Below are 15,156 nucleotides of genomic sequence, written 5' to 3'. Positions count from 1 at the left end.
GTAATGCCGCAGCGCGAGGCTACAAACTCCGGCGTGTAGCTGCTAATAACCTCAGCAAAAGCTGAAAAATTCGCCGTACATTCTTGAATAAACTCAGGATCTATTGCTTCCCTGCCTAACAGCAAGTATGCAATTCCGTTAAGCAAATCTATATCCGTACCCGGTTTAATTGCTAAGTGCAAATCCGCCGCTTCAGCAGTCGGAGTCCGCCTTGGATCTACCACAATCATCTTGACATTTGGATTTTTTTTGTGGTATTTTGCTAATCGATTGAATACAATCGGATGGCATTCCGCTGCATTGCTACCGATAATAAAAGCGCAATCTGTTAGTTCTAAATCGTCGTAACAGCAAGGTGGCCCGTCCGAGCCAAAACTTTGAACGTATCCAGAGACTGCTGAAGACATACACAAGCGAGAATTAGCATCAAAATTATTACTACCCAGACAACCTTTCATTAGTTTCTGGGCAACATAATAATCTTCTGTAACGAATTGACCCGAACCATAAATGCACAAAGCATCGGGGCCGCTGGTGCTGCGAATTGTTTGGATGCGGTTAACAATTGCATCGAGAGCTTCGTCCCAGCTAGCGCGGCGGAACGGTTGGTCGAGAGTATCTCGCATCATCGGATACAGTAGCCGATCGCTCCGAATGGACTCTGCTACGGTTGCTCCCTTAATACAAACCATGCCCTGACTCGATGGGTGATTGCGATCGCCCCGGACTTTCCAACTTTGTTTTTTGTCGGGAACAACTTCTAGACCGCAACCTACACCGCAGTATGGGCAAAGAGTTTTTATAGTTTCCATCTGGTGATTTTAGATGCTAATTTTTGAAAGCTAATGGGTAATTCGTAATTCGTTATTATAGTCGGAACTGAGGGCTCCTGCAAATAACGTGAGAATAATTACTAAATTTCCGCATATATGCTTCCCAGAAACCGACAATACCCTGATTTAAAATTACCCGCTCTCTTACTAAAGCTCGCGATTGATATCCCTTTTAGCCCGTGGCTCGCTGCTCCTCACTCCCTCTCAAATAGAGGTACTCCAGACATACATCTTGTCACCCCCAGCTAGGGGGAGCTAGGATAAATTTTTTCAGAGTTCAAACAGCGCGTCGGTACTACTTTTGACCTAGTTGTTGATAGCAATGTGAGATTTAGTGCGGGACTATTATGTCGCCTACTTCCCTGATTTAACTTCAAATACGCCACCGTTGGTGGGGCTAAAAGTTACTTGGAACTCAGCAGTTTTTTCAGCGCCTGCTGCTGCACCGGCAGGAGTTTGCAAAACAGGCAGAGGAGTTTCTTTGACGAAATCTTTAGCTGCTTTATTTGTGGGATCGAACTGTAGGATATCGCCGTTTTGTTTTACTTTGACCCGATAAGTCAAGCTTTCGGTAAATGTCGGAGTTGTTCTCCAGGTTTGGTCGATTTGTGCATACAACTGCTTTCCGATCGCATCGAGTTCGGCTTGGTCAGAAATCTCTGATGTGGCCGTGGTTGCTGCATTGGGCGCGACGCTGTTAGCGGCAGCATCAATGGGTGCAGGACTTTCAGCAGCGATGGGTGCAGGGCTTCCAGCAGCGATGGGTGCAGGACTTTCAGCAGCGATGGGTGCAGGACTTTCAGCAGCGATGGGCGCAGGACTTGCAGCAGCGATGGGTGCAGGGCTGGCAGCAACGATGGGTGCAGGACTTGCAGCAGCGATGGGTGCAGGGCTCTCAGCAGCGATGGGTGCAGGGCTAGCATTCGGGGCGATCGAACTTGCTGCGATTTGCGGGCTGGGGGGAGAACTCACAACCGCCGCCGCAGTCGCCGCCGGAGGTGCAGTTTCTGCTAGTTTCGCTTGCTTTAGCTGGCTGGAAACAGCAGACATATTGACTGCGGCTAAAGTAGCCATTCCTAACAACCACGCCGCAGCCAGGATACCGCGTTTTTTTGGCGAGGCTTCTGGGGCTTCGGCAGCGTGATGCACAAAAGGCGCAGTGGCGATCGGCTTGTTAGCAGTCTCCGCAAGCGCAGGCTTTTTGCTAGCAGGTAATGGCATCGGTAGCGCGACGGCTTCTGTCTCCGAGTCCGTTGCTTCACCTTCTTCGTGGTGCGCGTAGCGAGAAAACAGGAACTCCAAAGCAAAGTTACGCAGTTCGTAGTATTTCGGGTCTTCCATAATCCGCGCCCGGTTGCGGGGACGGCTGAAGGGAACGTGCATATCTTCGCCGATGGAAGCAGCAGGCCCGTTGGTCATCATCACGATGCGATCGGCCAAAAACAAAGCCTCATCAATATCGTGAGTAATCATAATGACGGTAATTTTTTCCTTCCGCCAAATTTTCAGCAATTCTTCCTGCAACTCTTCTCTGGTAATCGGGTCTAGAGCTCCGAAAGGTTCGTCCAAAATCAACAGTTTGGGACGAGTTGCCAGAGCTCTGGCGATCGCCACCCGCTGTTTCATCCCCCCGGACAATTGGCCCGGTCTTTTGTTACAAGCTTCGGTCAGCCCCACTAATTCCAAGTGTTCCTTGACGATCGTATTGTGTTCGTCTGCGGACTTTTCCGGGTAAACATTTTCAACGCCGAGGTGAATATTTTCAGTAGCAGTCAGCCACGGTAGCAAAGAGTAGTTTTGAAATACCACCATGCGATCGGGACCTGGTTCAGTAATCTGCGAACCTTCCAGAGCCACTTCTCCGTTTGTTGGCCCGTTGAATCCCGCAATCATATTCAGCAAAGTTGATTTGCCGCAGCCCGAGTGACCGATCAAACAAATAAATTCGCCTTCATTTATAGTCAGGTTTACACCGTCGAGAACGACGTAAGGGCCTTTAGGAGTTTCGTAGACTTTCGATACGTCTTTAATAGTAAGAAAGCCTGGCTTGGGCGTTTGAATTTGGGTTGTTTGGGGGGTTGTGAGAATTTGCATACTTTCAGGATTTGGATTTTGGGTCGGGGAATTAGACATGACAACTTTCGATTGAGAATTTGAAATTACGGAGTTAGGAAGCGGAAATGTGGAGTCTTGTTTCCTGATTTCTTGCTCCTCATTCCCTCTTCCTATTTGCTGGTTATGCTGGCAGTTTGATGGAACATTGACTGCCTATTTGTTCAATTAAAATTTCTTCAATGCGGACGGCGCGCTTAATTTTGACATTCTGAAGATACTGGATCGGGTCGTCGAGATTAAACACAGTGCCGTCAAATAGCTCAATCGTCCGGCGATCTCTGGCAATATCCGGCAAACCCAATTCGCGCACTGCTTGACCAAAAACATCGGGACGCAAAACTCGATCGACCACTTCAACCCAGTTTTTCGGGAACGGGATCAGTCCCCAGCGAGCCATCTGCGCCATCACCCACACCATTTCTAGGCGGTCTGGAGCATTGGTTTTGTCAACGTAGAACTGGTTGAAGTTGTAGAGCATTTCGGGTTCTGCCTCCGTACCGGAGTTGTACGGGTCGAGGAACCCCGGACGGATGTCTTTGGGATCGGCGCCGATGTATTGTTCTTGGCTGATCAATTCTAGGACTTCTTCGCGGTTGCGGCGGTCGTCGCAGTAGTCGCAGGCTTCCAAAAGCGCTTTAACGAGGGCGAGGTGGGTTTGAGGATATTTCTGAGCCCAATCTTCGGTAACACCGAGAACTTTTTCGATGTGTCCGGGCAGAAGATCGAGGGAACGAGCCATGACAAAACCCGTACCGCTGTTGACTGCGTGGGAGTTCCAGGGGTCGCCTGAGCAGTAGCCGTCAATGTTGCCTGCTTTTAAATTCGATACCATCTGCGGGGGCGGAATCACGGTCAAGCCCACGTCGAGGTCGGGGTCGATGTCGCCGGCGGCCAGCCAGTAGCGGAACAGCAGATTGTGCATGGAGGCCGAGTGTACCGTTCCCAAGGTGTGAACTTTATCGGGACTCTTGGCGATCGCAGCTTTGAAATCCTCTAATGTCCGAATGCCTTGTCTGTAAAGGTCTTTGCTGAAAATAATCGAATTGCCGTTGCGAGACAGCGTGAGGGCGCTACAGACGGGTACAGGGGCTTCACCGTCGAGCCCCAACAGCATACCGATCGGCATTCCTGCGACCATTTGCGCCGCGTCCAGCCGTCCTTCGGCGACTCCTTTGGCGATCGCTTTCCAGCTAGGTTCGCGGCTGAGAGAAACTTCTTCCAAGCCGTGGGCTTTGAAAAATCCTTTTTCTTTAGCTACTACTAAGGGGGCGCAGTCGGTGAGGGGAATAAAGCCGATGTCGAGGTTGATTTTTTCCAGGCCGTTGCGGGCGATGACAGGCGGCTGTTGTTTGGCCCGGCGCTGTTTGACCCGCTTTTGCTGGTTGAGGAAGTAAACCATTTCGTTACGCAGCGCGTAGTAACTCGGATGGTTGACAACTTCCATGCGCTTGCGGGGGCGGGGAATGTTCACTTCGAGGATTTGCCCGATTTGGGCTTCCGGGCCGTTGGTGAGCATCACAATGCGATCGCTCAGCAATAAAGCCTCATCCACGTCGTGAGTTACCATCACGCTGGTGACTTTGCTTTCCTCGCAAATTTTCATCAACTGGTCTTGCAAACCGCCGCGAGTTAAAGCATCGAGGGCTCCGAAGGGTTCGTCTAGCAGCAGCAATTTCGGGCGAATCGCCAGGGCACGGGCGATCGCAACTCTTTGTTTCATCCCCCCAGAAATTTCGCTGGGGCGTTTGTCGGCGGCGTGTCCGAGTCCGACCAATTTAATGTGGTGTTCGATCACCAACTCGCGATCTTCTTTAGAGTTACCGCTGTAAATTTCATTTACTGCTAGGGCAATATTTTCGCGCACCGTCAGCCAAGGTAGCAGCGAGTAATTTTGAAACACCACCATTCTGTCCGGGCCTGGATCGCGGACTTCACGCCCTTCTAAAGTAATCCCGCCCTGACTTGCTTTGTCAAGGCCCGCGATGATATTTAGTAGCGTAGATTTGCCGCAGCCAGAGTGCCCAATTAAGGTGATGAATTCTCCTTTTTTAATTTTCAGCTCGATATTTTTAAGAGCGATGTATTGCTCTCCATTGGGCAAGTTAAATACGCGGTCAACGTGGTCTACTTCAACAAATACTGACATGGTAATTTTAGGTTAGTTTGTAATTTGTATGATGCTGATTATTAATTGGGCCTTGGGCATTAGGCATTGGGCATTAATTTACAACTAATTTCTACCAGTTTGTAGTTGGCAACCATGCCCCATTCCCTATTCGCCACGCCCGATGCCCAAATTCTATTTCTGTTCTTCCGGAACAACTTTGGAAGCGATAAAACCAACGATTCTGTCTAAAATTAAACCAACAATTCCTACATAAAGCACTGCTAGAATCACTGCACTGAGTCGAGAACTGTTGTAAGCGTCCCAGATGAAGAAGCCGATGCCGACGCCGCCGACTAACATTTCCGCAGCTACGATCGCCAGCCAAGACAAACCGATACCAATTCTCAAGCCAGTGAAAATGTAAGGAACTGAAGAGGGAAGCAGGATTTTCCAGAAGTATTTTTGGTTAGGGAGACGCAAGACGCGGGCGACGTTTCTGTAGTCTTGGGGTATTTGTTGAACGCCTACTGTGGTGTTAATGAGAATCGGCCAAATTGCTGTAATTAAGATTACGAATAGTGCTGAAACTTCGTTAGCTTTCACCCCCATGCCTTCAAAGGGATTGAACTGTTGAAATACAGCCAGGGCGATCGGCAGCCAAGCCAGGGGCGGGATAGTTCTGAATACTTGAAACAGCGGGTCTAAAGCATCGAACATTAAGGAGTTTGTGCCGATCAGGATACCTAAACTGATGCCGAGAACTGCTGCCAAAGTAAAGCCGATCGCCACCCGCTGCAAGCTAGCCAAAATTTGCCAGAACAAGCCTTTGTCTGTACCGCCGTTGTCGAAGAAAGGGTTGATAATCAGATTCCAGCTTTCTTGGACAGCTTTGATTGGCCCCGGCAAGCTGGACTCTGGACTGTGGCAGAGGATTTGCCAGATTATGAGCAGAACTGTAATTGCTACCAGCGGGCGGATGATTTTTCGGCGGTTTTTTTGAACGTGCTCCAGAACGAAATTTACTGGATTTTTGCTTTTAGTAACAGCGAGGTTTGTTGCCATTTTTCTTTTTGCAGTATTGTGAATAATCGATTATTTGTAGATACTTTGAACAGAGTTCAGCAGACTGGACCCGTCGAACGCACCCTCCGTTTCACTCTGTCCAACACCATCACTTTTAGGGGTTTGTCAACTGTTAACAGTCAACTGTCAACTGTTAACCAACTAATTATGCTTTTTTGATTGCCAGACCCTTAAGATATTCTTCTGGTTTTTCTGGGTCAAACTTCACGCCGTCAAAGAAGGTTTCGACACCGCGAGAAGTGGTAGTAGGAATTTGGGCGGCGGGAACGCCAAGTGCTGTCGCTGCTGCTTTCCAAATATCTTCGCGGTTAACTTTATCAACGGTTGCTTTGATGTCGGTAGTTGCCGGCATATAACCCCAGCGAATATTTTCAGCTAAGAACCAAGCATCGTGACTCTTGTAGGGATAAGAAGCATTATCAGCCCAGAATTTCATCGCCACAGGGCTGGCAGCTTCAATGCGGCCGGTACCGTAGTCAATTTGAGCTTTAGAGCGACCGATAATATCTGCTACTGGAACTTTTAACCACTTATCTTGAGAGATGATTTGGCACATCTCATCGCGATTTTCTAGCTTTCCGCACCACTGCTGGGCTTCCAGTACGGCCATTGTAATTGCTTTTGCAGCTTTGGGGTTTTTGTCAACCCAATCTGCTCTTAAACCTAAAGCTTTTTCAGGATGATCTTTCCAAAGTTCTCCGGTTACTAATGCCGTGTATCCTACCTTTTGAGTAACTAGCTGAGCATTCCAAGGCTCGCCTACGCAAAAGGCTTCCATGCTGCCAGATTTCATGTTCGCTACCATTTGGGGCGGCGGTATGGGAATCACGGAAACATCTGTATCTGGATTAATACCGCCGGCTGCTAGCCAGTAGCGCAGCCACAAGTCGTGGGTGCCGCCGGGAAAAGTCATAGCAACAGGAAGGTTTTGGTTGCCAAAAGCTGCTTTCAGGGGTGCGCTGTCTGTACCTACTTTTAAATCTAGGTATTTTTTGCTGAGCGAAATTGCCTGACCGTTAGTATTTAACCGGGCGAGAATGTACATCGGCACTGGCTGATTGCCTTTGGTAACAGTGCCTAATGTCATTTGGTAAGGTAACGGGGATAAGATGTGGGCGCCGTCAATGCCGCCTTTGTCGGAACCGAGTTCTAAGTTGTCGCGAGTAACTGGCCAAGATGCTTGTTTGGTAACTTGTACGTCTTTCATGCCGTACTTGGCAAATAACCCTTTTTCTAGGGCGATGATTAAGGGTGCTGCGTCGGTGAGGGCGATGAATCCGAGTTTGGCTGCGGTAACTTCTGGGGCGTCGGCAGGGTTGATGTTGACTGCTGGGGCGGCGCTGGGTGATGCGCCGCTGGGAGTTGCGCTAGATCTGGTGGGACCGGAACTGCAACCGTGGGCTAGGAGGGTGCCGGCTGCTGTTGCTCCGGCGGTGATGATGAATTTTCTTCTGGAAAGGTTGCTCATTTGTCTTGAATTGTTGTTGTACTTTGAGATCGTGGAAATGTGAGATGTGAGATTGATTCGCGACCTTCGCATCGCATCTCACATTGTGAGATTAGGCGTCGATCGACACTTTGCCGATCGCCCGCGCGCTGCAAGCTAAAATGAACCCTGGTTCTAAGTCTCGGGCCGCGTCGGGTTGGCTGTCGTAGACTGTTTTTCCTTCTAGGAGTTTCTGCTGGCAAGTGCCACAGCTTCCCGACCGGCAATTGCTGTCAAGTTCGACTCCGGCCCGTTCGGCAACATCGAGAATGAACTCATCTTCGCTGCAAGCAACTTCTTTGCCCGATCGAGCGAAAATGACAGTAGATGTCTGAGGTTTGGCTGCCGGGACTGCCGTTTCGCCTTCCTCAACCGTCAGTTGCAGTTGCCGATTGAGCGAAACTACATTTTCTTGAGATGGATTGGGAACTGCCCCGAAGTTATCGACTAACAGTTGGCGCAGCACTGGTTTGAGGTCTTCGCAAGGGATGCTTTTTTGGACGCAAGTACCCAAATGAGCGTCTTTACCGACTGTGCCTCCCATGTAAATGTCTACACCTTCGAGGGTTTTGCCGTTCTTGCGAACTTTTGTTCCCATCAAACCAATGTCTGCTACTTGGGGTTGACCGCAGGAATTGGGGCAACCCGTCCAGTGAATTCTCACAGGTTTGGGAACTGACAGTTCGGCTTCGAGTTCCTCAATCATTGCCACGGATCGGCTTTTGGTTTCGATGAGGGCAAAGTTGCAAAACTTGGCGCCGGTGCAGGAAACCAAGGCTCGCGTCAGCGGTGCGGGGTTGATCGAAAAACGCTGCAACAGCGGTTCTTTGACCAGCGATTCAATCCGCGAGTCGGGAACGTTGGGAATAATCACGTTTTCTTCGACGGTGAGCCTGAGTTCGCCACTGCCGTAAACCTCGGCGATTCTGGCCAAATCGAACAAATCCGATGCCTGCAGCCGTCCAACTGGAACGTGCAGCCCTACATAGTTGAGCCCTGATTGTTTTTGCGGGTAGATGCCGATGTGGTCGCGTTTGTCCCAGGTGATTTCATCTTTGGGCGCGGCGGCGGGCAAAGTGCGACCTAATTCTTGTTCGACTTCGGCTCGGAATCGAACAATTCCGAGTTCGTCAATCAGCCACATCAGCCGCGATTTTTGGCGGTTTGCTCTCGGCCCTCGATCGCGAAACACAGTTAAAATTGCTTTGCACAAATCTACAACGTCGCTGGGACTTGCCCATGCGTTGAGAGGAATTGCAGCTTCGCAGCGTTTGGCGGAGAAGAAACCGCCGACTAAAACGTTAAAGCCGATGTTGCCGTCTTTGTAAGCGGGTACGAAGGCGATGTCGTTGATTTCTGCATGGACTGAGTTGTCGCGGCAGCCTGCGATCGCAATATTAAACTTTCTCGGCAAATTTGAAAACGCGGGGTTGCCTTCGCCGCTGTTCGTAATCATGTCTTGGACTTGGTTCACCAGTTCCCGCGTATCTATCAGTTCGTCGGCGTCCAGGCCCGCGACTGGGGAACCCGTGATGTTGCGTACGTTGTCCATGCCAGACTGGATGCTGGTCATGCCAGCTTCTTTGAGGCGGCGGAAGATGTCGGGTACGTCTTCAATGCGAATTCCGCGCAATTGCAGGTTTTGTCTGGTGGTGATGTCGGCGCTGCCGTCGTCGCCGTAGCGTTGGACGATTTCTGCTAGCGTTCTGGTTTGATTGCTAGTAATTATGCCGTTGGGCAAGCGCAGCCGCATCATGAATTTGCCGGGAGTTACTGGCCGAAAGAAGATGCCGAGCCATTTGAGGCGGTGCTCACGATCGGTTTCGTCCATTGCTTCCCAGCCGATTGTGGCGAAGTGGTCGAGTTCGGCTTTTAATGCTAAGCCATCTTTTTCGGCTTTGAGTTTTTCAAACTTGTTCAGGCTCGCTTGGGCTTTGGGTTCTACTGTTTGGGTCATCGGTTTACCCTCGCTGCTGACTTGTGTGGGGAGGTATTGACTTGGAGCATAAAGTGTGTGTTTCCTGCTAACCTTAGTGACTGTATGGATTTAAAACTGTATATTTAGTTACTAGATGGAATTTCTTTTAAGCATGGTTGGTCTTCTGTAAACTTGAGCTTGACTGGGCGCTGGCTCGAACGTCGCCAAACTATTTATGGTTATAGTTGCTACCGATGATTCGGTCGATCACTGCGTTTCGATGCACCTTTGTTATGAGCTAATGTAAAGCCCACGATTGTAAATATTCGTAGCTATTTTTACAAAATATTGAGTTTTATGAATATTTCGCATAAGGCCGATGCGTTTTATACATGGGAAATGGGTAAAGACACCCAAAAAACCGAAAAATCTCTCTAAATCTTTAGATTTACGACGCAAGAGGGGGAAATAGGAATATCTAAGATTAATGGTGTGAGTGCGATCGCAGACTTAAAACGAGATCGTCACAACATTAGAGCGGTCGCTGTCACACAGTTGGCCTCAAAACATCACATTATGTGGTATGCCAGCGTCACTATTAATTTTCGGAGAACGAGAGATGATATAAGCATTGAATTCAGGGAACGTCTCATGCTTTTAGTTCAACTTATTCCCGGCGCTATTTCCGAAATGCTTGCTTCTGTTACCGATACGGGTTGTTTGACTTTAGCCGATCGCTACGGCTTGATGGCCGCTGTTTTGGACGACTCTCTCGACGATGAATACAGACATTCGATCAACCGCTTGCTGCGTTCTGTGATCAAGGGAAGAGTCAAGATAGTCAACGAACTGTCGGCGATATATTAACAGCATTTAAAAATTTGATTGATTTATGCAGCGCTGCAAGTGCAGAGACCACCGCCCGACTTAAAAGGAACCGACGATGCCGGCAGCGGATGTAGGACCGGAAGTTTATTGGGTGTTCTAAAAACTTGCGATCGCTCTTGCCGTATGATTTTTTTTGATTATCCAATTCTCGCTTTGTGCGGCACTTACAGAAAAAGTGGTGATTCACAGTTTTGAGGCTCAATAGAGAGCCTGTTGGGTGGAACGCTGATGCTAAAATTAGTAAAACTGCTGTGCGCGATCGGCATTTGAGGAGTTTGAGGAATGAAGTCATCCCAACCCACATAATTATAATTATTAGACATCTCCATACAAGCCTGTCTTGAATAGGCAGGATGCCTGTTCCACAATAATTATTGGCTAGGTCTATTGAACAGGGCTGGAGATGGTAGGCAAGTTATGAAAATTATTAATCAAAAAATCGAAATATTCACAGAAGCAGGCATCGGCATCTACAACATCATCCCCCTTTTTGTCAACATTTATTGGTAATTGATAAAAAGTCAATTAAGTCGATTGGCAGGAAAAAACAATAATATCTTGTAGGGGCCGGTAAAGCCTCGATCTTCAATCGCGGACAGTTTATTGCTGTACTCAACCGCCTAAAACTGGTAGTCGGTTTATTTTCACCTATACAAGGCTTATGCAGCCATGCTTTATACTGTGCCTGCATAAATCCTGTATTTAGTTACTGCGATTGGTTAGTTTTTTAACCAATCTAGTTGATATAATGCGATCGCCCGACCAAATTTTTAGCAATATTTTAATATTTTCAGCAGAAATATATGATTGACTGAAAATTAAAAACAGTCGAGCGAGCAGACTTGACAATTTAACAATGATTCCCAGGGAGCATTTTATGAAATCCATTCCTAAAAACACCATCCACTGTACTTACTCAGTGGCTATTTTCTGTGCCATTTTCGCAATACAGCAACAAAAAGCTACAGCAGCAACGCTATCTAACGGCTGGAATTATGCGATCGATTCCTTCAACGACGGCGTGACCGGGCCCCAAATCGGCGGCGGAGAATTTGAATTTTACGGCATCGCAGTCAAAGAAACATCAGATACAGCTTTCATCGCCATCAATTCTAATCTAAGTTTAGCAGGATATGCCGACCCACTAGCTCAAAGAGGCAACATCAACTACGGCGATTTATTCTTCAATTTTTCCGGTCAAAACTTCAATACAGCTAACGCAAACGGCAGCTTGTTTGGTATCCGCTTTGCCGAAGGCAATGACTCCGGCGTGGCGACAACAGGCGTTTACACAAATGTTACAGCGAACAACGTCACCCAAACTAACTCTGGCTTTAGCAATTTAAATCAATTCAATACGGTAGTGGAGTCTCAAGGCGGAACCCCATCAATGGGCGATTTAGCTGCCACAGACCCCTACTTTGAACAAACAGGAAACTTGACTATTCTCAACTCAATAGCTACGGGTACAAAAGTAGGAGAAGTCAATTTTTTAACCCCAGCAACTTTGAGCGTGCTCGGTCTTGATTTCGGTCAGTTTAATGTCGTGGGTTCTCAAACAATTGGATTGAGTTTCAATAAATCGTCAATGCCTTCGGGGAACTATATTGCTAACTTTTTTGCCGAGTGCGCTAACGATGCGATCGCTATTCAAGGATCGTTTGAGGCTGTACCCGAACCTTCTACTTGGTTTGGTACTTTACTAGGATTGAGCTTTTTAGGTATTGGCGCTGCCAAACGCAAAAGTAAGCGCAAGATTTCCTAAGTTAGGTAGGGTGTGCATTCAGTACCTTACGAATAGCTGTTATGCACACCTTACTAATAGGCGTAGTGCCTCACAAATTGCAAACCGTAGAGTAGATTATGGATAGATAAAATGCGCCCAAACATTCCCATCTGGCCCAGCAACTTGATTGACGTAACTGTAGGGATACATCAACTTCCTCCCCTCAGTATCGCTGTAACCAGTGAGTGCATTTCCCCAAGGATCTTGCACGATATAACCCTGAGAATTGTAGCCAATTACAGTAAGAATGTGACCGGCCGCAGTAAAATCTCCGGCTAAAACTACTGGCCGCCGATTCAGCAATTCCGATCGCACCTCTGCCCACGTGCGAGTCGTACTAAAACTCGTCTTAAACCCGTAGGCCTGAATCAGCGCCGAAAGCACGCTGTGATCCGTTTGAGAACCCTGGCCGGCATAGTCGAAACACCACTGCAACAACTCATCCTCCAACTGTCCGCCCCACTGAGAACGAAGGCCATAATAATAAAGCACCATGGCGATCGAAGTTACGTTGCAAGTAGACCAGTCAAAACGCGGATTGTCCCGCTGCGAAAAATACGGCACGTTCAATTCCACATTGTTCGGAACCGGATCGAAAATTTTATCTCCCCGCTTGAACTGAACAAAACTAGGAAAAACATAACCTGTATTGCCAAAATTCGGCAGTTCTTCAGTCAGGGAAACTTTCAGGTGAGATCCTTCCGCACCGTAGCTGTTCACGCCGTAAACTCGACCTAAAGGCAGCGTAGTTTTCTCGCTACTGCTCAGGCTAGCAGAATCTACCGGCCGTTTTTTAAACACAGTTGCTTGCAGGATTGTCATCGTCAAAGCATCGGGGTCAAAGGGAACTTCTTTGCCGTCTTTTTTAATTCTAACGTCCTGCCAATAAATAAATCCGATATTGCCGAAACCGGGAATTGATTCGGCGAGAGTTACTCGGAAATGCCCCAAAATGCAGGCATAACCAGTGATGGCATAGGTAGTGCCTAAAAGTAGGTCAGCAACTTGATTTGCAGGCAGTTTAGATGAATCTTCGGGCTTAGCTTTAATCTGAGTTGTTTGAGTTACCAATAGTTGAGCGCTGACGTTGCTATTGGGTACGTCAGCCAGGTTAAATTTTAGGATTTTAGTACCTTTGGCTAACTGAACGTCGGGTTCATAAAAATAGCCAAAAGTGCCGATCGGCCAAATTGCTGAATCCAGAACCACCTTGAGATGCCCGTCAATAAACCCGTATTTGCTAACGGCCAACGTCTGGCCTGCTTTGACAAAAACTTTTTGCTGATTGTTGAGCCGGGAAGAATCAAGGGGAGCTACCTTAAACAAAGTGTCAGAAACTATCTTTAAGGTCAAATCTTGTCCGACAGTTAGCGGATCGGAAGTTACGGTAATGTAAATTATTTGGCTGCCAGTAACGTTGCCTTTGCTGTCAGTTGCCCGCAACCTAAGCCACCGAGCTCCCGCTACGCTAAATCCTTTAGACAAATTAACTTGCCAAGTGCTGGTCTCTAAGTTTAGAGTGACAGTTAGGGGAAATGTATCCTCAGCTATCACGTCAATTTTTGCTGCTTGTTGCCGATCAAAAGTACCCCGAAGGACGATCGGCTGATTGACTAAAACTTCTGACGGCCCTTGATAAGTTAAATTCACAGCGGGATTAAAAAATTTGCCACCGCGGCTGAATTGCACAAAATCGGGATAAATGAAACCCGTATTGCCAAATTGCGGCAAATTCTCGGTCAGCGAGACTTTAATGTGGCTTTGTTCGATCGAGAATCCGGCAATTCCGTAAATCATTCCCGCCGGCAAGGTAATTTTTTCTTGGGGTGGCAGGCTAGCGGCATTTATCGGCCGCTTTTTAAACACAGTCGTTTTGATGATTGTCATCGTAACTGCATTTCTATCATACTCAATTCCCCTGCCGTCTCGCAAAATTTGGACGTGCTGCCAGTACAGAAATCCCGAATTTCCTAGGTTAGGAACTGCCCGATCAAAAGCGACTCGGAAATGGTTTTCCACGCAAGCGTAGCCAAGAAGATTGAAAGTTTCTCCCAGGTTAAATTGTAATTTCTGAGTTGAGCCTAAAGTTCCAGAATCTACGGGGGTGAACTTTAACCAGGTCTTTTTTATCACCCACAGTAACTGCATTCCAGGCGGCGGAACCGGCAACTCAGCGCGATCGAATATGAGAATTTTTGCGCCTTTGGTGATGAGTACGTGTTTTTCGTAGAAAAAGCCGGACTTTCCTACCGGATTAATTGGATTATTTAGTTGAACATTCAGATGTCCGTCTTCTAACTCGTAGTCAGTAATTTGATAAATTTTCCCTGCTGGTATGTCCGCTTTTTGCAGCTCGTTGAGATTGCTCGCGGGCAGTGTTCCGGCTTTAAATTTGGTATCTGTGAGAGTAATTAACGTGAAAAATTGAGCGGGTGACTGAGAAGCAGGATTAACTTTGATATTAATTGTTTGTTGGCCGATAACTTTGCCGGTCTTATCAGTTGCCCTCACCTGCACTGTGCGAGTTCCGGCGCTATCGAATCCTTTTTCTAAACTGATGTTCCAAATGCCTCTAGAGAGATTTATCCCGACATTCAGGGCATTTGAGCCTTCTGCTGCTGAAATCGCTGCCACTAGATTTTTGTCAAAAGTGCCAACTAAGACAGCGGCTCTATTGACCTCAATTTCTCGCGGGCCTAAGTAACTCAAAATAATGTTGCTGCTTGTCATTATATATCCCCCTACCTACTTAGTTATTCAGCTAAAGCAAGGATAACTTCTGATTTTATTAAACACAATGACCTGAACTAGGACAAAATCGCCCCTAGATTCACCCTACGGGCGGTTAATGCCTTTTCCAGCATAAGTTTTTAATTATTGGCGGGAGTAGCGCCATAAATCTAACTTTCGGCGTACAATGAGCACCTTAACCGAATATAT

At 47.6% G+C, this 15,156-nt stretch carries 8 protein-coding genes and 2 pseudogenes; 2 read left to right on the top strand and 8 right to left on the bottom strand.

Annotation, left to right across the window (positions count from 1 at the left end; genetic code table 11):
* From QUA38_RS03480 to QUA38_RS03450, 7 genes and pseudogenes are all read right to left on the bottom strand, one after another.
* Nucleotides 1-812 (bottom strand): molybdopterin-dependent oxidoreductase (locus QUA38_RS03480; RefSeq protein WP_333159220.1); only part of this gene is annotated, 812 nt, incomplete at its 3' end.
* A 1,284-nt stretch (nucleotides 813-2,096) separates the two neighbouring features.
* Nucleotides 2,097-2,927: pseudogene (locus QUA38_RS29255) on the bottom strand (ABC transporter ATP-binding protein); the annotation flags it as partial.
* A 142-nt stretch (nucleotides 2,928-3,069) separates the two neighbouring features.
* Entirely contained in the window at nucleotides 3,070-5,094 is a 2,025-nt protein-coding gene (locus tag QUA38_RS03470) for a nitrate ABC transporter ATP-binding protein (protein WP_333159216.1), read from the bottom strand.
* Between the two features lie 153 nt (nucleotides 5,095-5,247).
* Complete coding sequence (gene ntrB / locus QUA38_RS03465; protein WP_333159214.1) at nucleotides 5,248-6,117, bottom strand: nitrate ABC transporter permease; 870 nt, start codon at nucleotides 6,115-6,117, stop codon at nucleotides 5,248-5,250.
* Between the two features lie 166 nt (nucleotides 6,118-6,283).
* Entirely contained in the window at nucleotides 6,284-7,606 is a 1,323-nt protein-coding gene (locus tag QUA38_RS03460; protein ID WP_333159212.1) for an ABC transporter substrate-binding protein, read from the bottom strand.
* Nucleotides 7,607-7,697: 91 nt separating this feature from the next.
* Nucleotides 7,698-7,943, bottom strand: a complete 246-nt coding sequence (locus QUA38_RS03455; protein WP_333159224.1) for a 2Fe-2S iron-sulfur cluster-binding protein — start codon at nucleotides 7,941-7,943, stop codon at nucleotides 7,698-7,700.
* A 102-nt stretch (nucleotides 7,944-8,045) separates the two neighbouring features.
* Nucleotides 8,046-9,581 (bottom strand): annotated as a pseudogene (locus tag QUA38_RS03450) (ferredoxin--nitrite reductase); the annotation flags it as partial.
* Nucleotides 9,582-10,193: 612 nt separating this feature from the next.
* Between QUA38_RS03450 and QUA38_RS03445 the strand changes: the two are divergent.
* Together QUA38_RS03445 and QUA38_RS03440 are read left to right on the top strand one after the other, a co-directional pair.
* Complete coding sequence (locus QUA38_RS03445; protein WP_333159210.1) at nucleotides 10,194-10,409, top strand: hypothetical protein; 216 nt, start codon at nucleotides 10,194-10,196, stop codon at nucleotides 10,407-10,409.
* Nucleotides 10,410-11,307: 898 nt separating this feature from the next.
* Complete coding sequence (locus QUA38_RS03440) at nucleotides 11,308-12,195, top strand: PEP-CTERM sorting domain-containing protein (RefSeq protein ID WP_333159208.1); 888 nt, start codon at nucleotides 11,308-11,310, stop codon at nucleotides 12,193-12,195.
* 96 nt (nucleotides 12,196-12,291) lie between these two features.
* Here the strand turns inward: QUA38_RS03440 and QUA38_RS03435 are convergent, their stop codons facing one another.
* Nucleotides 12,292-14,946 carry a C39 family peptidase gene (locus QUA38_RS03435; RefSeq protein ID WP_333159206.1) on the bottom strand — a complete coding sequence of 885 codons (2,655 nt, stop codon included), beginning with the start codon at nucleotides 14,944-14,946 and terminating at the stop codon, nucleotides 12,292-12,294.
* Nucleotides 14,947-15,156: the final 210 nt, after the last annotated feature.

The organism is Microcoleus sp. Pol12B4, assembly GCF_036701385.1.
Lineage (GTDB): Bacteria > Cyanobacteriota > Cyanobacteriia > Cyanobacteriales > Microcoleaceae > Microcoleus.
Note: the sequence above shows the minus strand (reverse complement) of the source record. Positions and strands in the feature narration are given on the sequence as shown.

Excerpts from the sequence above, each read along its gene's own strand:
- QUA38_RS03440 (WP_333159208.1), top strand. The coding sequence starts at position 11,308 with ATGAAATCCATTCCTAAAAACACCATCCACTGTACTTACTCAGTGGCT.
- QUA38_RS03435 (WP_333159206.1), bottom strand. The coding sequence starts at position 14,946 with ATGACAAGCAGCAACATTATTTTGAGTTACTTAGGCCCGCGAGAAATT.
- QUA38_RS03445 (WP_333159210.1), top strand. The coding sequence starts at position 10,194 with ATGCTTTTAGTTCAACTTATTCCCGGCGCTATTTCCGAAATGCTTGCT.
- ntrB (WP_333159214.1), bottom strand. The coding sequence starts at position 6,117 with ATGGCAACAAACCTCGCTGTTACTAAAAGCAAAAATCCAGTAAATTTC.
- QUA38_RS03470 (WP_333159216.1), bottom strand. The coding sequence starts at position 5,094 with ATGTCAGTATTTGTTGAAGTAGACCACGTTGACCGCGTATTTAACTTG.
- QUA38_RS03460 (WP_333159212.1), bottom strand. The coding sequence starts at position 7,606 with ATGAGCAACCTTTCCAGAAGAAAATTCATCATCACCGCCGGAGCAACA.